At 47.2% G+C, this 19,672-nt stretch carries 20 protein-coding genes; 2 read left to right on the plus strand and 18 right to left on the minus strand.

Going from position 1 to position 19,672, the window contains the following annotated elements:
- Positions 1-25: 25 nt before the first annotated feature.
- From PTW35_RS22885 to PTW35_RS22900, 4 genes are all read right to left on the minus strand, one after another.
- Entirely contained in the window at positions 26-463 is a 438-nt protein-coding gene (locus tag PTW35_RS22885) for a GNAT family N-acetyltransferase (RefSeq protein ID WP_281027603.1), read from the minus strand.
- Positions 464-707: 244 nt separating this feature from the next.
- The gene (locus tag PTW35_RS22890; RefSeq protein ID WP_281027604.1) at positions 708-2,888 is read right to left on the minus strand and encodes a DUF6351 family protein; all 2,181 of its coding nucleotides are present in this window, start codon (positions 2,886-2,888) and stop codon (positions 708-710) included.
- 889 nt (positions 2,889-3,777) lie between these two features.
- Positions 3,778-3,984, minus strand: coding sequence for a ribosome alternative rescue factor ArfA (locus PTW35_RS22895; RefSeq protein ID WP_281029128.1), 207 nt, complete (start codon positions 3,982-3,984; stop codon positions 3,778-3,780).
- Positions 3,985-4,045: 61 nt separating this feature from the next.
- Positions 4,046-5,173, minus strand: a complete 1,128-nt coding sequence (locus PTW35_RS22900; RefSeq protein ID WP_281027605.1) for a serine hydrolase domain-containing protein — start codon at positions 5,171-5,173, stop codon at positions 4,046-4,048.
- Between the two features lie 644 nt (positions 5,174-5,817).
- Here PTW35_RS22900 and PTW35_RS22905 point away from each other — a divergent pair.
- Complete coding sequence (locus PTW35_RS22905; protein WP_044620971.1) at positions 5,818-6,558, plus strand: MaoC family dehydratase; 741 nt, start codon at positions 5,818-5,820, stop codon at positions 6,556-6,558.
- Between the two features lie 225 nt (positions 6,559-6,783).
- Positions 6,784-7,263: a hypothetical protein gene (locus PTW35_RS22910; protein WP_281027606.1), complete on the plus strand. Its 480-nt coding sequence runs from the start codon at positions 6,784-6,786 to the stop codon at positions 7,261-7,263.
- A gap of 151 nt (positions 7,264-7,414) precedes the next feature.
- Here PTW35_RS22910 and phnP read toward each other — a convergent pair whose 3' ends face one another.
- The 14 genes from phnP to PTW35_RS22980 form a co-directional block, all read right to left on the minus strand.
- Positions 7,415-8,182: a phosphonate metabolism protein PhnP gene (phnP, locus tag PTW35_RS22915; protein ID WP_281027607.1), complete on the minus strand. Its 768-nt coding sequence runs from the start codon at positions 8,180-8,182 to the stop codon at positions 7,415-7,417.
- Positions 8,179-8,790 (minus strand): ribose 1,5-bisphosphokinase, encoded by a 612-nt coding sequence (gene phnN / locus PTW35_RS22920; protein ID WP_281027608.1) that lies wholly within the window; start codon positions 8,788-8,790, stop codon positions 8,179-8,181. The genes phnP and phnN overlap by 4 nt, the downstream gene beginning before the upstream one ends.
- A gap of 49 nt (positions 8,791-8,839) precedes the next feature.
- On the minus strand, positions 8,840-9,976 hold the full coding sequence (gene phnM, locus PTW35_RS22925) for an alpha-D-ribose 1-methylphosphonate 5-triphosphate diphosphatase (RefSeq protein ID WP_281027609.1): 1,137 nt from the start codon (positions 9,974-9,976) through the stop codon (positions 8,840-8,842).
- A 21-nt stretch (positions 9,977-9,997) separates the two neighbouring features.
- The gene (gene phnL / locus PTW35_RS22930) at positions 9,998-10,753 is read right to left on the minus strand and encodes a phosphonate C-P lyase system protein PhnL (protein ID WP_281029129.1); all 756 of its coding nucleotides are present in this window, start codon (positions 10,751-10,753) and stop codon (positions 9,998-10,000) included.
- Between the two features lie 21 nt (positions 10,754-10,774).
- The gene (gene phnK, locus PTW35_RS22935; RefSeq protein ID WP_281027610.1) at positions 10,775-11,587 is read right to left on the minus strand and encodes a phosphonate C-P lyase system protein PhnK; all 813 of its coding nucleotides are present in this window, start codon (positions 11,585-11,587) and stop codon (positions 10,775-10,777) included.
- Complete coding sequence (locus PTW35_RS22940) at positions 11,587-12,534, minus strand: alpha-D-ribose 1-methylphosphonate 5-phosphate C-P-lyase PhnJ (protein WP_281027611.1); 948 nt, start codon at positions 12,532-12,534, stop codon at positions 11,587-11,589. The genes phnK and PTW35_RS22940 overlap by 1 nt, the downstream gene beginning before the upstream one ends.
- On the minus strand, positions 12,535-13,677 hold the full coding sequence (locus tag PTW35_RS22945; protein ID WP_281027612.1) for a carbon-phosphorus lyase complex subunit PhnI: 1,143 nt from the start codon (positions 13,675-13,677) through the stop codon (positions 12,535-12,537).
- Positions 13,677-14,276 (minus strand): phosphonate C-P lyase system protein PhnH, encoded by a 600-nt coding sequence (gene phnH, locus PTW35_RS22950; RefSeq protein ID WP_281027613.1) that lies wholly within the window; start codon positions 14,274-14,276, stop codon positions 13,677-13,679. The genes PTW35_RS22945 and phnH overlap by 1 nt, the downstream gene beginning before the upstream one ends.
- 29 nt (positions 14,277-14,305) lie before the next feature.
- Positions 14,306-14,764: a phosphonate C-P lyase system protein PhnG gene (gene phnG / locus PTW35_RS22955; protein WP_281027614.1), complete on the minus strand. Its 459-nt coding sequence runs from the start codon at positions 14,762-14,764 to the stop codon at positions 14,306-14,308.
- Complete coding sequence (phnF, locus tag PTW35_RS22960) at positions 14,765-15,460, minus strand: phosphonate metabolism transcriptional regulator PhnF (RefSeq protein WP_281027615.1); 696 nt, start codon at positions 15,458-15,460, stop codon at positions 14,765-14,767.
- Positions 15,461-15,552: 92 nt separating this feature from the next.
- Entirely contained in the window at positions 15,553-16,341 is a 789-nt protein-coding gene (gene phnE, locus PTW35_RS22965; RefSeq protein ID WP_281027616.1) for a phosphonate ABC transporter, permease protein PhnE, read from the minus strand.
- Between the two features lie 48 nt (positions 16,342-16,389).
- Positions 16,390-17,403, minus strand: coding sequence for a phosphonate ABC transporter substrate-binding protein (phnD, locus tag PTW35_RS22970; RefSeq protein ID WP_281027617.1), 1,014 nt, complete (start codon positions 17,401-17,403; stop codon positions 16,390-16,392).
- Between the two features lie 17 nt (positions 17,404-17,420).
- Positions 17,421-18,230: a phosphonate ABC transporter ATP-binding protein gene (gene phnC / locus PTW35_RS22975; protein ID WP_281027618.1), complete on the minus strand. Its 810-nt coding sequence runs from the start codon at positions 18,228-18,230 to the stop codon at positions 17,421-17,423.
- Between the two features lie 204 nt (positions 18,231-18,434).
- Positions 18,435-19,646, minus strand: coding sequence for an MFS transporter (locus tag PTW35_RS22980; protein ID WP_281027619.1), 1,212 nt, complete (start codon positions 19,644-19,646; stop codon positions 18,435-18,437).
- Positions 19,647-19,672: the final 26 nt, after the last annotated feature.

The raw sequence follows: 19,672 nt of genomic DNA on the forward strand, positions 1-19,672 counted from the left end.
ATTAGCCTTCTATTTGGTACCAATATTAACTATGCCGCTCCATTATAAGCTCGGAGCCAGATGAGCCTACAACCTTGAAGCCAAGGCGTGAATAGAGGTCTCGTGCTGGATTCGTCTTTATAACACTCAGCCCCACTGTCGCACCGGCAACTTTTGCTTGCTCAATCAACTGACCAATAAGCCGGCGGCCAATTTTCATCCCTTGATATTCTGGTGCAATTTGTATTTGGATTAAAGACCAGTAATTCTGCTCTGAATTGTATGCCGCCTTAAATAAGCCAATTGGCTTTCCAGCCATTTCAACTATCTTTGCATGGTCAAACTGGTAACGGATACGCTTTTCGTACTCCTCTCGGCAGGTTGGCATTCCCGCTTCCTCAAGGTAACTCCGCATTGTTTTGTCTCTTAGCGTAAGCAAAAAGCCGATGTCTGATTCTGTTGCCGATCGAAGGGAAAGCTCCATTGTTCCTCCTGAAATATATATACCCGCGTAACTTCAAGATCCCTGGGTATACGGCTCCTACATTAAACGTTGGCAATATCACACAATACCGCGCCTAATTAAAAGTCATTTTTTATAAATAGAATAAGCCCGCACTGTTAAGTGTGGGCTTCATCAAGCTATTCGTTTGCAACAACTACAACCGCCATCGGCTAGCCTGCAATTGCTAGATACCCATCCTGCCTTTTGTATACCCGGCAAATACCTAACCTGCGTTATTTCGGTCTATTGATACAGGACGCCCCTTGTCACCCAAGGAATAATCACAGACGCCATCGGGGAAAGTTTTTTGTAGCTCGCTCAATCTAGCCCTAGCATCAACGTCGCCATACATCCCTTTAGCTATCGCGGCTTCGACAGCAATAGTGTGGCACTTGAAGATACTGCCTTTCCATGGCGCTCCTGCCTGTATACGGCTATTGCTATAGATGGGGTACGAATCAGTGCATGGGCCATTGTTCTTACCATTCCACTGTCCATCAAATACCCTTTTGCCAGAGGCATGAATCGTTCCTTCGGCACTGAAACACGTATCAACGGCAAGCTGGGGTTTCGCCTCTTTCACCTTCGCGGAATAGCTCATCGACTCGGGCATCGCTTTAATCGCTATTAACCATTGATCCATCAGGGTATAGGCTTGCTCAACAGGATTATACTGCTTGTCGGAAATCCATATCACGTGATTGTCGGCATGTCCCATTTCATCCAGGATCCGCAACCGCGTCGAAAAAGAGGCGGAAGTATGGTGCATATTCAAATCATCTTCGAGGTGATGGCGTATATCAATGATCGGCAAGCTGACGTTGCCAATGAAGACTTGGCCGTATTGATAAGCTCTTTCGATAGCCGACAAAGGAGCGGATCGCCGCTTAGCCGGCGTTCTTTTGTCTTCCGTTACATTGTGCTCCCCCCACAGAGAGAGCCATAACGGTGGAATACTTGCACTTAGGCTCAGTTTTCTCTCGGATTCCATGTCGTTAAACGGTTTCCAAGCCCCTATTCTCTGGTTGATCTCAATGAATTCATCAATGGATATCACCTTTTCGCGCAGCGCTTGAAGCCCATACTGCACACCCACGTTGTCCCACGTCGACTGGGCAAAACCATGCTCATCCTTGCCGTAAATGTGGACAAGATCTTGCCAGTAATTCCAATTGACCTTATCAACGACTGACTCGTGGTAATACGGTTTCAGGAAACCCTGCCTTGGGTTATTGAGGTAGCTGCTTAGACCAAAAAAGCCATTTATACATTCGCTATTACCTTGCGGAAACTGTGGCATTTTAAAACGGACTAACTGATTCAACGGCTGAAGCCAGCCAAATCTTTGCTCAGCCTCGTTGATGGCCCTCAACCCCTCAATATGCTGGCGAGACTGCCAATCCTGCCACCTGTCCCTGTCACTTGCTCTAAAGCTAAAATAAGTATTGAGCAAATCACAATCTAAGGCGTATATCGAAACACTGACCATGTCCGGGTACGAATACAAAGGGAGCAGGCCATCGAGAATCCCTTCACTATTTTGGGCAATCAGGTACTGGGCAAGCCCCCCGCCCGAACCACCGATCCCTATGGTGTATATGGGCTCTCCGAACAAACTGACAAACTGCGCCTTCACCCTTCTAGCCGTATCTTCAGCCAGTAGCATGTTGTAGCCATAACTGGTCTTATTGCCACTGGACGCTACAACGGCATATCCCTTCCTCAGTTGGGGCAGCTCTTTATCAATCAGCCGGTTGAGCTTCATTTTACCTTGGCGAAATCCTAAGCCTGAGCCACCTTCGAACCGGTAGATTAACCTTTGGTTCCATACCTCAGCGCTGTCCTGTTTTCCCACTTCGTCAATACTGATAGGCATCGCAATAGTATAGATATACCGGTTAATCGTTCCTTTTTCGACCCGGACCAAGAGCTCACCTTTACTGGGTGGATCCTGCCTGAGTTCCAGCTCACTCCTGCTCACTAAGACATTGTTTTCGTCCACCACCACATAGGATAACTGGGTTTTAATAGCACAATCTTTAGAGTAACCCATCAGTTTAACCCCATTAACGGGGTCATAAACAGGAACGCCATATCCATCCTGGTTATCAACAACAGGTTGTCCAAGTCCAGAATCGACCGTCATACAGAAAAAAGGGTATTGATTGGGACCTGAGTAGAGTGAGTTGACCGGACCTATCTCTCCCACTTTGATGGGAAAGGCAAACGTTTCTTCTGGTCGCGGGCTCCGGCTGATATGCCCTTCGATTTCCAGCAGGTAATTAGGTTCAGCCGGTGCCAAGCCCTTTACTTGCCTTGAGACAAGGCTTTCTTCGCTATCGAACTGCAGGAGAATAGTGATTAATACGAAAAAACCAGCCAAGCCAAATATTAATTTTTTCATAGTATCAACGAAGCTTTGTGTACCCATCTATAGTGTAGCTTCGTTACATCATGACAGCGTCTTGTGGTTTAGATAACAAAAAGGAGCACTAACACGTACTCCTCCGTTAACTCACACAGCCTATAAGAGTCTTGGGCTATCTTTATGGCTCCTCATGTTCTTGCTGGATATCAGAACAGAACTTAAGTGCGCCAGTCTCGATATGATGGCACAAGGGAGCCCGCCCATTATGCACATTCTCAACTTCTTCCCACTTGTCAGCTGATTGCACACTTCCAACGAAAAGAAGCCCGCCAACTATTACCCCACTACTTACGCCGAGAATTCTCTTGGTTCGGCATGTATTACGTCTCTTGGTTGTAATCTGCTTTTTCATCTGTCTATTCTGTTTTCTTGATTCATGACTACAGGTCTGTGACAAAAAAGTCCTAACCCGATAGTGCGTTTGCATTCAAACAGCTGATAACTCAAAGACCTAGCCAGCATCAAACTGTCACTTTTTTAACATGACCACAAGTAAAGCCGTTAAATATAAGCCACTTAGCGACCACCCCAACTTGTTACAGGGTGTACATAATGCAAGCTGAACAAAAATCAAACAAGTCAAAAATCGCTCAATTTTAAGAAAACAGGTATCAATTTGTGAATGGGTCTTAACAAACCATGACATTGATGACGGCATGTTATACATCATGTGATGGATCGCGCCTTATAGGCGGAAAACACTTGAAATCAGCCGGAGGAGCTGTCGGCCTAGCAGCCTAATATACGTGGGTCTTTGAGTCGCTAACCTAGCCATGTTGCGGCTAAAGCTAACATATTGAAAAATAGTGAGGTGCTTTGCTTAGTTAACTTAAAAGGAAGAAAGTCCTATCCAATGATGACGAAATCACGCCGCCATTGAATAGGACTCTCGTCCTGCATGCTTACCCTTGCGCTTGAAACTCCCCTTGCCTTTTTTCGCTTTTACAACTCGTGTTTTGAACAATTGACTGGTTACGACAGCTTTTAGCGCATTGTCTTTGATGGTACCTCGACCAAAATCGGTATCTACCGCTTTCGCTGCGTTTACATCAATACCATCCAAACCGGTGATGGATGGCGTCTTTCTTTTCTTAGCCATGTATTCCTCTCTGGTAATTACACGTTTACTTCATCTAGCTCTTTTGTTGCTCGAATCGCTCACGATACAGCTTAAGGAAATAAAGCACAATATCTCTCGCAACATCGGTTTCGCAATTGGTTAAAAATACCATCCCTGTCTGTGTATACCGATTGAACAACATCTCTGTTCGGATCCCCTTTACCCATCCGCCATGGTGAACAAAACCTGATAGCCCTTTGTAATCAAACGTTCGCCAGCCGAGTCCGTAATACACATTACTTAGCTTGGCCCGGTAGCGATATTGATTAGCACGTATGTGCGGCTTGTGCATGATCTCAAGCAGTGGCGGGCGCAATACACTTGGATTGTGGCCCAATTGGGCCAACATCCACTTGGCCAGGTCTTGTGCACTTGCATTTACCCCTGCCGCTGCCGGTAAGCGATAGTAGTATGAGGCAGGCTTCACAGGGGCAAACCCCGCTTTGACCTTCACATGGGGAGTGACACGGTTTTCTGATTCAGTGAAGCCCTCCATACCATATGATGCATGATCCATTTCAAGCGGCACAAAGATGTTCTCTTGCACAAAGGCGGAATAGTCGACTCCCACTGCCAATGCCAGCATATCTGCTGTAAGGTTATAGACGACATTTTGGTAGCCGTAGCATTTCCCCGGCTCACATACAAACTTCACCCTGTCGAGTATATTGAGAATACGGGAGTATTTGACATTATCTTCAATCAGGTCCGAGTAGGCTTGCGGTACCAAGCCAGTAGTATGGGACAGTAAGTGGCGCAATGTCACATCCTTACCAAGCATTGGATCACTGAACGTGATGTTGTCGAGGTACGGGACGACATGGGTATCCCATTCAATCACCCCCTGGTCGACAAGAATCGACACAGCCGCAGAGGCAAATGTCTTTGAAATCGAAGCCAAGGGGAACACGGTCGCAGAATCAATCTTCTCCTTACTGCCTTTTTTTGTCACGCCGTAGCCACGCAACAACCTGATATCGCCATTAATGACGACGGCTAAAGAGGCGCCAGGAATCCCCTTCTTTACAGCGTTTTTGACATATTGATCAAGTTTAAGTGCCAAGTCGTCATGTTCAGCACCAACAACAGGGACCGATGCCAGCAGCCATACTGCCAGCCCCATAGTCCGATAACTTTTCATCAATTTTACTACCTAGCCAAGATGATATTTACCCAAACACGCCAAGGCATTCGGTTAGTTCTAATCATTGAGATGTTTATATCCAACTAACTCCTGGTTACTTGGATTACAACATCTGGCTATAAGCGTAGACGTATCACAGATAGGGCATATTTCTCTCAATTGAGAATGAGTTTCAGCTAAGTGACATTATTAACAAGTTAGCAATTCCAGCATGTGAATTATTTTAGCCATGCATAAAATATTGCTATTTTTTAGAGCAATTCTGTTTAATTTACTCTAAGATGAATTTGGTTTTAATGTGTTTTATACAGTGTATTTTTATGCTCCTATCAATTAAATAAATATACACTTGTACGCTGAAATATAGTTACACATGTACGCTGAAATAACTTACATGTGTACGCTTAAATCGAAGGCAATGGCTATTTTTCTGACAACCGAATATCAAACGCAAGTTAAGTTAGTATTTTTACACTAAACTAACAGCTTATAACATTACTTAATATTCAGTTAGTTAAAGTCAGCCCAGTAAAAAATTTGAGATGTGGGACACATTTTTTTCTTTCAATAATTTTATTTCCCATTACAATACTTCGCCTTGATTCGGCTTCAGGCAGTTTTAAATAATAAGGTATCAAGTCATGAAAGTTGTCGATTATTTTAAGCAAAAACGTGATGGCCTATCACTACATGCCTTTGAACTAAAAGACTTACTCTCACCATCTTTACGTGAGCACTGGCTTGATTTTGTTAACCGAGCAAACAAAACACAGCTGGGGGCCCTTGTTACGCACAAACAGTCTGCATCTAATGATGATGTTGTCGAGCAACCGAGTAAAACCAAGATAGAAAAAACTGTTGTGGAAAATATCGCACCTGAAGCTGTTGCTAAAACACCAGCTATCGAAATGAAGCCTGAAGCAGAAGCCTTGTACAAAGAGCTCACTGCTACCCTTGGTGAAGTCATCCATACTGGTGAATGGATGACTGTTGATCAGGGTCGTATTAACCAATTTGCTGATGTGACTGAAGATCACCAGTGGATTCATACTAACCCAGAGCGCGCTGCTGAAGAGTCTCCATTTAAGACGACTATTGCACACGGCTTCCTGACGCTGTCACTACTTTCTGTTCTTACAGACAGTGTTGACCCTGAGAACCAAAAGTTCCCAACGGCTAAAATGACCGTCAATATGGGTTTCAACAAAATTCGCTTCCCGTACCCGGTAAAGTCGGAAAACCGTATTCGCGCAACGACTAAAATTCAATCTGTAACACCAATTAAGCGAGGACTGGAAATCGTCCAAGAGCTAACGGTACAGATTGAGGGTATACGACGTCCTGGCTGTGTCGCTGAATCCGTCATCCAGCTGCATTTCTAATTCAAGTCGTTCAACGCCAAGAAATCTTCAATGCCAAAAGCTAACTACTTTTGGCATTTTTGTATCCACCTCTCAAACCTCCCCCTAAGCCATAGACCTGTGTGATATCTTGCTATCCACGCATTCATCAGTTGCACAAGCAAAAAATTACCCCTACAATCAACACCGTTAAAAAAACAGCATTCAAAATAATTAACTCTTCTCTCAACAGCTCAACTACTTATTATGATTAGACTCGTTACCGTTATTGTTTTAGTCGGACTTCTGGCCCTCACAGCTGCACTCAAGATGCTCAACATTCAACAAGACTCTCGCCGTGCGACACTTCAATCTATCGCGGCAAACATTCACACCATGTCTGAGCTCGTTCATACAAAAGCCGAAATCGGTGGCGCACTGTCAAAATGCTATCCAGATAGCAGTGAGGAACTCAGCAATGCACTAGAAAATAAGAAAGACTCTTTTTTCCTCGAAGATATCTATATCTGCAACGGCTACCCTTCAGGTCATATCGATAACGTCCGCAGGGCATTCGACATCGACGCGAAGCTCTATGTCACCAACAAGAGTAATGACAATGGCGGTTTGACAGCCCACATCTCCTTCCCTAAAAATGGAGCGTTAAACTACCAATGCAGGGTCATTTATACCGATGCAAAAGGTACCGACTCATATCAAGTGGAATTTATTGATTCAGACTGCTAGAGAGCCGTGCCACGGTACCGTTCTTTAGCCACGAAAGTGACTACGCTAACAACTCCAAACCCTCAAGGAAGGCCCTAGCATCTTGCTTGTTCCAGCAATGCTTGGCTTAGAGGACAAGGTTGGAGATAAAGGTTGGTTCATGATTTATGGCTCAAAAGTTAAATTCCTGTCCATCGGACACGAGAAAGAAGTCGTCATCAAAGGCTTGTGGGTTTGCCATTGCCCAGCTTTCGAGGTCATGGCCAATATGAATCAGGCCCATTTTATTTGACCGGCATGACTCTTTGAGGGATCGAGCAAGGACCACATCATTATGGTTGCTCGGCTGCTCCCCTACGGTTCGGTCTACCGGCGGGAAACTGCAATCAATCAACATTAGCTCTACCGGGTTTTCTGCAAACCATTGTTTTACTTCTGTTGATAAATCAACTGTATCCGTTAGGTATGCAATACGCTTGCCCTGACGCTCGAAGACATACCCCAAGCAGGGCTTAGAGTGAATCAAAGGCAGCGGCGTCAGGCAGATATCTCGCCAGTAAAAAGTTTCAAAGGGCTGCCTGGCTGATTTGAACTCTAAAATACCGGGATGTTTGAACAGGTCATCACAACCGACAGGATCGTCTGGACCAAACACCGGAATAGACAAATTCACTCCCCAGCGCAGATCAAACAGGGATTGCACATGATCCATGTGGTAATGGGTCAACACAACACTGTCGATACTGCCGGCTGGAAAACGTAACAGCAAATCCTCGGCATTAGCATCTATCAACAAATTTCTGCCTTGGTCGCTAATATACGCCGATGTTTTCCTCCGCCTGAATGCGGGGTTTTCTCTCGCCCGTTCGCAAGCAATGCACTGGCAGCCATACACGGGTAATAGCCGGGCATTACCTGTTCCTATTACCGTAAACTTCATTGCAAGATCTCCTCGTCACTTTGCGCTGCACTGCCAGTTAGCAAAGGTTGAGCGCCCTGATAGCGGCTGTACTCTTTGCAAAATTGCTCAATGGTTTGCTGCAATGAACCACTATTGTCCAATAAAAACCCGCTGTCAGGGCATTGCCCGCGGTAGTACTCTGCCCTCGCAAGCCTATCGACGATTTGCGCGGGCGTTTCACGCCCCCTGGCATACAACCTAGCCTCCAACACTTCGGCACTGACATCTACGATGACTGGCACAACGCGATAGCCGAAGTCCATCATGGCTTGTTCAAGATACGCTCGAGAACCATTGACTACCACATCTAACCCTTGCGATAGCCAGAGCTCAATTTCTTTACCCAGGGCATAGTAAAAACCGTTCGCCTGCCAGCTCATGGCAAACAAACCTCGTTGTTTGCGCTGGATAAATTCGTCCAATGATAATTCAACATGGTTCTCTCCCCCTGCTTGCGCAGAACGGGTGATATATCGATGTGCCACCAATAGCTGGTTTGGGTAAATCATGCGAATCGCCTGAAGCAGGCTGTCTTTGCCTGCTCCCGACGCGCCCATTACATAAAATAAGGTGCCTTGTTTACTCAACGCAGATCTCCTTGCGTTTCTGATCGTTGGCGCGTGCTAGCACTATTAATTAAAATACCTGCTTACCCTGACGCCAGACACGTGTGACATAAGTGTGATCATGCAAATGGTGTGCAAGAAGTAGATCTGCACGTTTGCCTTCCGCAATCACACCTCGGTCATTAAGTTGAAGCGCCTCTGCTGGGTTCACTGTAGCTAGCTTGGTTGCCTGCGGCAAATCCAAGTCATTGCGTTCATCGTCTGCCAACTTGAAAAGCGCATCCAGCAAACTTCCTGGGTAATAGTCTGATGACAGAATATCCAGTACACCTAAGCTAGCTAACTCATGCGCCGCCACATTACCTGAATGCGAACCGCCACGGACAACATTAGGCGCTCCCATCATGACCTTTAAGCCCATCTCATGAGATGCCCTGGCGGCATCAACGGTGGTTGGGAATTCCGCAATCACCATACCCAAGTCTTTTGACTCTCGAACATGCTCAAGCGTGGCATCATCATGACTAGCCATCGGAATATTCCGCTCACAACACTGCCGAGTAATTTCAGCCCGGTTTGATGCAGACCATTGTTGAGAACGGGCTGCCTGCTCTTTCTCAAAAGCAAGCATCTGATCGTCAGAGAATTTGTATTTACCCTGGTAGTAATCACGGTACTTTTGAACATCAACAAACTGCCGCTGCCCAGGAGCATGGTCCATAAGAGAAACCAAATGTACCTCTGGCAAGTTAGCATAGCGCTCATACATGCCGACGGTGGTTTCATGCGGCACTTCACAGCGAAGGTGCAGGAAATGCTCTGCACGGTTCACACCTCGTTTCTGGCTTTCAATCACCGTATCGATAAGGTGATCCAAGTTATCCTGACGACGCCCACCTTCACGGTAATCGCCCAGAGCGACAGCATCCAGCACGGTGGTGATCCCCGAACCTATCAACTGGGCATCATGGGCACTCATTGCTGAAAATGGTGGCCAATCGACTTTCGGGCGTGGGGTGAAATACTTTTCCAAGTTATCGGTATGAAGCTCAATCAAGCCGGGCATCAACCAGCCATTCTCGCCATCATAGGCATGAGGTAACTGGCTAAGCGTATCTGACATAGACTTAATGACACCATTTTCCAGTTCAACCGATCCCTTTACGATCTCGTCTTCCAGGACCATTTGTACATTAGTAATAATCACAATTGTTTCCTCATCCCTGAACTAGGCAACTTGTTCAGCTGCTGTGGTGATGTCAGTCGTTGATGACTCTTGGGCAGAAGTCAGTGCAGATTTAATGCCGCTTGTTGGCTTCATCTCGTATAAACGATCGGCAACCTGCGCTCTGACGTCTTCATCGTGGAAAATACCCACTACCGCCGCCCCGCGAAGTTTGGCCTCTTCAATCAAACTCACGACGACCGCACTATTTGTCGCATCTAGCGATGCCGTTGGCTCATCAAGAAGTAAAACTGGGTAATCAACGATAAATCCCCTGGCGATATTGACCCGCTGCTGTTCGCCACCGGAGAAAGTCGCAGGAGCCAAGTGCCATAGATGCTCAGGCACATTCAAGCGTCTGAGCAACTCACTGGCTTTTCGCTCCGCCTCCTCACGGCACCCACCGAGCTCTAGCATGGGCTGCATAACGACTTCCAACGCGCTGATGCGTGGGATAACACGCAAAAACTGGCTCACCCAGCCCACGGTATCGCGACGCACATTCAACACTTCGCGCGGTGGGGCACTGACAAGATCAATCCACTGTTCATGATGGCGCACTTCAATCGATCCAGCATCAACAAGATAATTGGCATACAAAGCGCGCAGCAAAGTTGACTTACCCGAGCCTGAATGGCCGTGCAGCACAACGCATTCACCTTGCTCAACACTCATCGATGCATTTTTCAGTACAGGCAACTCGATACCATTTTGATTATGCAAAACGAAGGTTTTGCTAACATTACAGACTTTCAACATTGGCTTGTTCATGTTTTTTCCCTAGTTTTGCAGTACCGATGAGACTAAAAGCTGAGTATAAGGATGCTGAGGATCGTCCAGCACCTGATCGGTCAAGCCCGTTTCAACCACATAGCTCTGCTTCATCACCATCAAACGGTGGGCAAGCAAACGCGCAACCGCCAAGTCATGAGTCACAATAACAACGGCAAGTTCCAGCTCGGTGACCAGTCGGCGTAACAGATCAAGCAACTTCGCCTGAACGGACACATCCAGGCCACCGGTTGGCTCGTCCATAAAAATCAATTTAGGGTGAGTGACCAAATTGCGGGCAATCTGCAAACGCTGCTGCATCCCGCCTGAGAATGTGGTTGGCATATCATCAATTCGCTCTGCCGGAATTTCAACATCACCTAGCCACTTCTCGGCTTGTTCACGAATTTCACCGTAGTGGCTTTTGCCGACGGCCATCAAACGCTCGCCGATATTACCGCCGGCAGACACACGCCCACGCAGACCATCCATTGGGTGCTGGTGTACCACCCCCCATTCAGTGCGGAGTAAATGGCGGCGCTGACTTTCTGCCATTGCATACAGGTCTTCAACTTGAGCCAACTGCTGACTTGCTTCTCCGCGTAAATACAGTACTTCGCCGTGATCTGGCTGCAACCGGCCAGAAATGGCTCTTAACAAAGTGCTTTTGCCAGAACCTGATTCGCCTACAATGCCCAATACTTCACCAGGGAAAAGCTCAAACGACACATCCGTAAACCCTTTTCCCGGAGCATAGAGTTTGGTGAGGCTCTGTACCGACAGTAGAGGCTGTTCTTTAAGCTTTATCATTTCCATCATCATTATCTTTGTCCCACTACCGTTTGCGCATCTACCACATCTGCAGCTAGTGTTTGTTCAAGAGAAAAATCGCTTGATTCAGCAGTATTCACGGCAAAAAATGAGTTCTTGTCGACCGTCTGGCGGCAATAGTCGGTGTCTGAGCAGACAAACATTCGGTTGCCTTCGTCATCTAACACCACCTCATCCAAGAAAGTATCAGTTGATCCACAAATGCTGCATGGCTCATCCCATTTCTGTACTTCAAATGGATGATCATCAAAATCTAGGCTCTGCACCTTGGTATATGGAGGGATGGCATAAATACGCTTCTCCCTGCCAGCACCAAACAATTGAAGCGCAGCCATATTGTCCATTTTCGGGTTATCAAATTTAGGGATCGGCGATGGGTCCATGATGTAGCGATCATTGACGCGAACCGGATACGCATAAGCGGTAGCAATGTGACCAAAGCGTGCAATATCCTCGTACAGTTTGACATGCATGATGCCGTACTCCTGTAGAGCATGCATTTTGCGGGTTTCGGTTTCACGCGGCTCAATAAAACGCAATGGCTCAGGGATCGGCACTTGATAGACCAAGATCTGATCTTTCTGCAGCGCCACTTCAGGAATACGGTGGCGGGTCTGGATGATAGACGCTTCAGTGGTCGTTTCTGTTGTCTTGGCCTTTGCCACCGTTTTAAAAAACTCACGAATCGAAACGGCATTGGTCGTATCGTCCGCACCCTGGTCAATCACTTTGAGGGTATCGTCCTGACCAATGATTGTCGCTGTAAGTTGAACACCACCGGTACCCCAACCGTATGGCATTGGCATCTCACGACCGCCAAAAGGCACTTGGTAGCCAGGGATGGCAACTGCCTTAAGCAGCGCCCTGCGAATCATGCGCTTCGTTTGCTCGTCTAGATAACCGTAGTTATAACCGTGATTATTATTTGCTTGAGACATTCAGTTGCCCTCACCGTCTACGTACTGTGTTGCCATCATTTCATCGTGTTCATGGTGCATCTTACGCAGAAGCTCCAACTCAGATTGGAAATCAACGTAATGCGGTAATTTAAGGTGAGAAACGAACCCGGCAGCCTCAACGTTATCAGCATGAGCCAAGACAAACTCTTCATCCTGAGCAGGTCCATCAACAGCCTCACCGTATTCGGCACCTTGCAGCGCACGATCTACCAATGCCATAGACATCGCTTTACGCTCGGTAAACCCAAAGGTCAGGCCATAGCCCCGTGTCAGTTTGGGTTTTTGCTGCTTATTGCCAATAAAACCATTGATCATCTGGCATTCGGTCAACTCAAGCTCACCGATATCAATAGCAAAGTTTTCGCTATCGGTTTCCGAGCATAGCTCTTCAGGACTCAGTGACAGCGTCACCTTCCCTGACCGGATTTCACCTGCAAACGGGTGGCTGCGGCCATAACCTCGCTGAGTCGAATAGCCAAGCGCCAACAGGAACCCCTCATCACCGCGAGCCAGCTGCTGCAGACGAGCAGAACGATCACAAGGGAAATTAACCGGTTCCATCGTGACATCGTCAGGCTGCTCCCCCTGGTCTTGTTCCGTTACCATCAAATCCAGCTTTTCAAGAATGCCCATTACCTGCGGGAACGGCTCAGCAACACTTTCAGCCACCTGCTGTGATGAAAAACCCTGCAACCTAGCTACCGGTGTTTCACCTTCTGCGAGCAGGCTGAAATCCAGCAAACGATGGGTATAGTCATGAGTAGGGCCTAACAACTGACCACCGGGTAAGTCTTTGTATGTTGCCGAAATACGACGCTCAATACGCATCTCTGAAGTATCAACCGGCTCCAGTATGGCCAAACGCGGCAACGTGGTTCGGTATGCACGCAGCAGGAAAATCGCTTCAACCAAGTCGCCACTCGCTTGCTTGATCGCGAGTGCCGCTAGCTCTTTGTCGTAAACCCCGCCCTCGGTCATTACACGGTCTACGGCTCCCGCCAGCTGTTCACTGATTTGCGAGACTTGTAATTCTGGCAAGTCTGTTCTGCCACGGCGCTTTTGCGCCTGAAGTTGGTGCGCGGCTTTGATGGCTTTTTCGCCGCCTTTAACTGCAACGTACATTACACCGCCTCCACTGACGTTGATCGCGGGATTGCCACCACTTGCTCACCCGAAACAAAAATCAAATCCAACCCCAACGGGAATACCTCTCCCTGAACCAACAATGCGTTTTTCACTACAGAAGAAAGCTCGCCGAGCTGGATATATTGCTCGTCTTTGATCCCTGGGCCGGTCAACTTATATTGTTGGCCGGAGAAAAAGCCGTCTGTTTCGATAACAATGGTTGTGCTGCGATCAGGGTACTCTTCGTTGCCAACATTAAACGCCAGTTCATCAAACTTAATTACTGGCATGTCAGCGAGGGCAATAGCAGCAAACGACGCTTTGCCCGTGGTAGCATTTGTTGAAGCGCCAGTGTGGAAATGGATATTCTGCTTGGCTGCTTTGTCTTTCATAAAGGCCGGTGACAACCATAGCGGCGTGCTGTTATCCGCCATCGCCAATAACACTTGGCCTGTCGCAGGCATCATTGTCCCAAAGCCCTGGCAGCGGTCGAGTTCAACAATCGTGCCTGGTTCAGACATGGCTTTGAGTAAGCGTCTGAAGCAGAATTGGCTGTCATGTACGGCATCACGAAATGCCGAGGTAATATGGCTCATCGTATTTCTCCTTTCTCCATGAGCGCAACTTAGTCTTCACCACGAACCATGGTGAAAAAGTCCACTTTACTGCTCGCAACCTCTTGCTGGCGCAGCGCTCTTTCTGCTTGCATATCCGTCGCCAAAGGGGCGATGATTTGGCAAAAAATCACCTTCTGGTAACTTTCGGTCTGAAGCAGTGCGTCCAATATTGCTGCTAACTCCGCATGCTGCTTGTTTCGCCCCTGCAGGTAGCTGTAGCCCATTTCACCGGTTGCTAGCTGTATAGCTGCTCGGGTGATGGTGACATCGCCGATATTGAATTGACGTCCCGTACTTCCCATCCTTGCGCGTACTTGCGCCAAACCGATTTCTGCCGGGCGGATTACCTGGTAATCCGGAGCTAGACCATATTTAGTTTGGCTTTGTTGCCAAAAGACTGAGAGTTTTTCAAAGCTGGCCTGAGCCAGTACAGACATCCAATATTTTCTTTTTTCCGTGGTGTCCATTTAGTGCTCCATGACTAATTCAATAACATCGGAACGAGTACTGGAATTTGAATATTCAGCAACTATTTCCGTGCCTTTTATGACATTCGTGGTACGTATTTTTAATAAGGGAATACTGCTATTTATTTGCAAAAGTCGACAATATTCCGCATTGGGTGTTTGGGCGCGAAGCCGAGTACTTTTGCGCTCTATTTCGATGCCCAGCTCTTTTTGTATGAAATTATGCAGCGAGCCAGCCTTAAAATGTTTTATCACTGGCCACCAGCTATAGTCAGGCAAATAATGGTCAATCACAGTTCGTGGAACACCATCCATTTTTCGGTATGTCCGCAAATGGATAATTCGACTTTCCGGTTCACATTTTAACTCTTCTGCCAATCGCTCACTGGCGGTTATGACGCGAGACTGCAGCACTTCACAACGAGGTAGAGCACCTTGTTCAAGCAGATTACCGGTAAAATGGGCACCAGCATGCAGGTAGTAATCGGCTGGTTGACTTAGTACCATGTTACCCTTTCCCTGCTGACGTAAAATCAAGCCTGCAGTCACCAATTCATCAATTGCTCTTCTCACCGTGTGGCGATTAACTTGAAAATATTTAGCCAATTGTGACTCGGACGGTAAATAGTCGCCTGCCAGATATTTATGACGTAAGTCATCTTCCAATTCCTTGGCAATTTTCAGATAGACAGGCATTATCATTTCCTTAATTTAGGTACAGCCTAATTTCCAGTTATCTAGACATGTAAACCCAAAATTTTTATTCCGTGATTAAATCAATATTTCAATTAAATGAATTTCTTGCGAATTACCTGAGAAATAAAATCAATAATACTCACTGTAATAATAACAATCAGCATAATGGCGGCGGTTTGTTGCATCTGGAAGCCAGAGATAGATTGCCACAGCAACACGCCAATACCACCGGCCCCCACCATACCAACAACTGTCGCAGAGCGGATATTCGACTCTAGGCGGTAAAGTGAATAGGAAATCCACAACGGCATTACTTGTGGAATGACCCCATACAGGATCACTTCAAGCGGATTTGCACCTGTGGCCTTGACCCCCTCAATCGGCCCCGGCTCAATTGCCTCCACCGCTTCGGCAAACAATTTTGCCAATACGCCTGTAGTATGGATAAACAATGCCATCACACCAGCAAAAGGGCCCAAACCCACCACCACCACAAACAGCATGGCAAAAACCATCTCATTGATGGCTCGAAGGCCATCCATCAAGCGTCTTACCGGTAAAGTGACCCAAGGTGGCATTAGGTTTTCTGCACTCAAAATACCAAATGGGATGGCCAGAAAAATCGAAAGTAATGTTCCCCAAATACCAATCTGGATAGTGACCAGCATTTCACTGAAATATAGCTGAACATCCGTAAAGTCCGGAGGGAAGAAGTCCTTCAGCAGCTGCACCATGTTTTCCGGGTGCTCAAAGAACATCATCGGTGCCATTTCTGCGCCCCGCCAAGCCCACATTAAAATGCTAAGAACGATTATCGCGATAACAGCATTTTTTATCGAAAGCTTCGATGGCGGCATCAAGTGTTGAGTATCAGTATGCATTGTTTATTCCTTTTGTGGCAGGGGGAACTCCCCTGCCCTCATCCATTGTTAACCTGGTACTTTTTCTGATCTTGTATGAAGTGCTTTGATTTCAGCTGCCAGCGAGTCAAGCTCAGCCTGATACTTGGCAATACGTTCCGTCTTCACTTTATCGCTCAAACGCGGGTTGTCTTGGGTTTCCACCAACGCCTTGTAGGCCTCCATCTGGCGAATTGGCAGCAATTGGTTATTATCTGCCGGCGCAAAGCCAGACCAGGCCAGCAGCTTGAGATTGTCCAACTGTTGAGGGTTGTCTTTACCGTAAGCAAGAAAAAAATCACGCGCCTTGTTCTTCACGTCTGCAGGAATATCCTTGCGCCAGGTGATCACATCCGATGGGATCAGTTCTGACTGCCAAATCACTTTCAGCTTGGCGAAAAGTTCCGGGCTGCTTTTCTCAATACGCGTCAGGTTCATGGTGTGATTCGTTGCCACATCCACTTGCTTGTTAGCAACTGCCATTGCATTTGCACCGTGGTTGGCAACAATGGTTCGCTTGAAGTCATTGGCTGAGATATGGTTCTGAGCGAACGCGTAGTAATTCGGGACCAAGAACCCCGAGGTTGAGTTAGGCTCACCGTTGCCCAACATCAACTCTTTGCGGTTATCAATCACATCCTGCAGTGTGTTGATATCATCATTGTCGCTGTTGACCAGCAATACACTGTAATACCCCTGGGTACCGTCTTCATCGATGTAACGGGCAAAAATCTCTGCGTTGGCACGATCCACCGCTTCCATTGCCGATTTATTGCCAAAGTAGGCAAAATCGACTTTCTTGAAGCGCATTCCCTGGATAATCCCGGCATAATCCGGGGCGAAATAGGCCTTTACCTTAATGCCAAGCTCTTCACTCAAATCATTCAGCATTGGCTCCCAGCGTTGTTTTAGGTTTTGCTGGGCATCGGTTGCAATAATGCCAAAGTTAATTTCTTTCATGGTTTCCGCCACACTGGTTAACGGAGATACCAAGCTGGCCGCAAGTGCGATAGAACAGCTAACTTTCTTGATAATGGTAAACATGATCTTTCCCTGTCGGATTAAAATGATGGTGCCAGTTCAGCACCAACAGATGCATTTTCTGCCTGCGGCTTTGCTGCGGTATAAAGCGCTGTCAGTTTTTGCTCTGTCAATTCGGTCGCTGCCCCCTGGTAGAAGACTTCCCCGTCACGAAGCGCAATGATCTGCTTGCAATATTTCAGGGCATGGTCAACCTGGTGTAGGGTTACAACAACCGGAATGCCTTCCTTGCGGTTGATATCCTCAAGAAGCTCCATCACGATGCGTGATGATTCAGGATCCAATGAAGCGATAGGTTCATCGGCGAAAATAATTTTGGCTTGCTGCATGAGTGCGCGGGCTATTGCCACCCGCTGCTGCTGACCGCCAGATAGCGTTGAGACGCGTTGATGAGCAAATTGCTCCATACCCACACGCTGCAAAGCCTGCAGTGCCCGCAGTTTTTGCTTTGCCGTGAATGTGCCCGTTAAGGTACGCCACTTCGCTGTTTCACTGAGCGCGCCGATCAGGACATTGGTCAATACACTCAAGCGATTTACCAAGTTGAACTGTTGGAAAATATACCCTGCCTGAGAACGGCTCCTGCGGATCTGCTTACTGGCTTTACCCTGCGCCTGAACAGTTTGTCCCAATACTGTAATTTTCGAATCTACGTCTTTGTCTGATACAACCAAACCACTAAGGTGACGCATTAACGTTGACTTACCTGAGCCTGATGGGCCCAGTAGTGCCGTCATCGAGCGCTCTGTGATGGTCAGGTTAACCCTTTTCAGTGCCTGCTTGTTACCGAAGGTCTTATTGATATTTCTGATGCTTATGATGGTATCCATGTCCGTCATCTCATGTCCGATTCGAGATACAGAGTGCGGGGGAAATATGAATGTTTTATTGATGGGACGTGTCAGCAGCGTGACGGGAATGGATAACAACTAGCTTGTTGTTACAGGGAAAAATATAAAGTAATCAATAGATAATAATATAAACAAGCCTTCAATTGACCAACTTGTCTAGATAACACCGTCAAGAAAGATTCATCATTCATTTAGAGGAAACCATCGATATATACCCACAAGGCTTCCAACGCAGAGTACACCCATCACCCAATAAGCGGCCGATAACCCCAACATGACGGCACTCCAACCTGCGAGCAAATAAGTGAATAGCCACCACAGATGGGTAAGCGAAAAATGGGCGGCAAAAAATGCGGTTGCATCCTCCTCTTGACATGATCGGGTGATCAAGAGCCCGGCAGGAGTCTGAATCAACGACATACCGGCGCCAAACAGCAAGCACACCCCAATAAACCCATGCCAACCCGGAAGCTGAGTGGCGATCAAAAAAGCGCAGACAATCATCGCACTGCCAAGCAACATAAATCCGCGCAGTTTTCTCCCTTCAAGCCAGCTGGGCAACTTCAGCGCGACAACCATAGAGCCAAATCCCACCACCGCCATGACCAGGGCGGTAGCTTGCTCTCCCCCTCCGAGGATTTGATTAACGTACACCACAGTATTGACAATCACCATCGCGCTGGCGGTAGAAGCCGCTAGATAGCCAATCCATAAGGCTTTTAGCCTTGGTGTAGAAAGATAAGACTGCAAACCATGCTTTAATTGATGCAGCGGCCCACTCTCGCAAGGCGGAGCTGTTTTGATTATTGGAAACACACAAACCATGAGCAATATGGCTGAAAGCAAGAAGGTGAAGGCATTGAGAATAAACAATTGCCTAAAACCTAATACCACCAGCAACGAAGCGGTAAGCAGCGGGCTGATCAATTGTTCAAGATCATATGCCAATCGACTGAATGAAAGTGCCTTTACATACTGGTTTTCATCGGGAAGTACCGCGGGTAATGTTGCTTGATATAGGGGGGTGAAACCTGCCGAACACGCATTGATACAGAAAACCAATACATAAATCTGCCAAGTCTCGGTCACAAAGGGCAGAAACAAAATAAGACCGGCACGAACCAGATCCAACGTGATCATCGCAGGCTTCCTAGGAAGCTTATGGGCTATAGCGCCAAAAACTGGAGCCACCCCGACATAAGCAATCATCTTCAAGGCAAACGCAATACCCAGAACAGCACTGGCGTCATCTCCCGCGATATCCCATGCGAGCAACGCCAGCGTCAAGGTACTAATACCCGTGCCTATAAGGGAAACTACCTGTGCCGACAGCAGCTTAATATAAGTCGCGTTTTTTGCCATCGGAATAGATTCTGTTTGACTTAGAAGCGCCATAATTGTCACTCCTCCCCCCCCGGAAC

The organism is Photobacterium sp. DA100, from assembly GCF_029223585.1.
In the GTDB taxonomy this organism is placed as follows: Bacteria; Pseudomonadota; Gammaproteobacteria; order Enterobacterales; family Vibrionaceae; genus Photobacterium.

Coding starts and splice junctions, on each gene's coding strand:
- phnG (WP_281027614.1), bottom strand. CDS start 14,764: ATGGACACCACGGAAAAAAGAAAATATTGGATGTCTGTACTGGCTCAG.
- phnH (WP_281027613.1), bottom strand. CDS start 14,276: ATGAGCCATATTACCTCGGCATTTCGTGATGCCGTACATGACAGCCAA.
- phnP (WP_281027607.1), bottom strand. CDS start 8,182: ATGAAGTTTACGGTAATAGGAACAGGTAATGCCCGGCTATTACCCGTG.
- PTW35_RS22890 (WP_281027604.1), bottom strand. CDS start 2,888: ATGAAAAAATTAATATTTGGCTTGGCTGGTTTTTTCGTATTAATCACT.
- phnL (WP_281029129.1), bottom strand. CDS start 10,753: ATGTTGAAAGTCTGTAATGTTAGCAAAACCTTCGTTTTGCATAATCAA.
- phnF (WP_281027615.1), bottom strand. CDS start 15,460: ATGCCTGTCTATCTGAAAATTGCCAAGGAATTGGAAGATGACTTACGT.
- PTW35_RS22910 (WP_281027606.1), top strand. CDS start 6,784: ATGATTAGACTCGTTACCGTTATTGTTTTAGTCGGACTTCTGGCCCTC.
- phnC (WP_281027618.1), bottom strand. CDS start 18,230: ATGGATACCATCATAAGCATCAGAAATATCAATAAGACCTTCGGTAAC.
- phnD (WP_281027617.1), bottom strand. CDS start 17,403: ATGTTTACCATTATCAAGAAAGTTAGCTGTTCTATCGCACTTGCGGCC.
- PTW35_RS22885 (WP_281027603.1), bottom strand. CDS start 463: ATGGAGCTTTCCCTTCGATCGGCAACAGAATCAGACATCGGCTTTTTG.
- phnE (WP_281027616.1), bottom strand. CDS start 16,341: ATGCATACTGATACTCAACACTTGATGCCGCCATCGAAGCTTTCGATA.
- PTW35_RS22940 (WP_281027611.1), bottom strand. CDS start 12,534: ATGTCTCAAGCAAATAATAATCACGGTTATAACTACGGTTATCTAGAC.
- PTW35_RS22945 (WP_281027612.1), bottom strand. CDS start 13,677: ATGTACGTTGCAGTTAAAGGCGGCGAAAAAGCCATCAAAGCCGCGCAC.
- PTW35_RS22905 (WP_044620971.1), top strand. CDS start 5,818: ATGAAAGTTGTCGATTATTTTAAGCAAAAACGTGATGGCCTATCACTA.
- PTW35_RS22980 (WP_281027619.1), bottom strand. CDS start 19,646: ATGGCGCTTCTAAGTCAAACAGAATCTATTCCGATGGCAAAAAACGCG.
- phnK (WP_281027610.1), bottom strand. CDS start 11,587: ATGATGATGGAAATGATAAAGCTTAAAGAACAGCCTCTACTGTCGGTA.
- PTW35_RS22900 (WP_281027605.1), bottom strand. CDS start 5,173: ATGAAAAGTTATCGGACTATGGGGCTGGCAGTATGGCTGCTGGCATCG.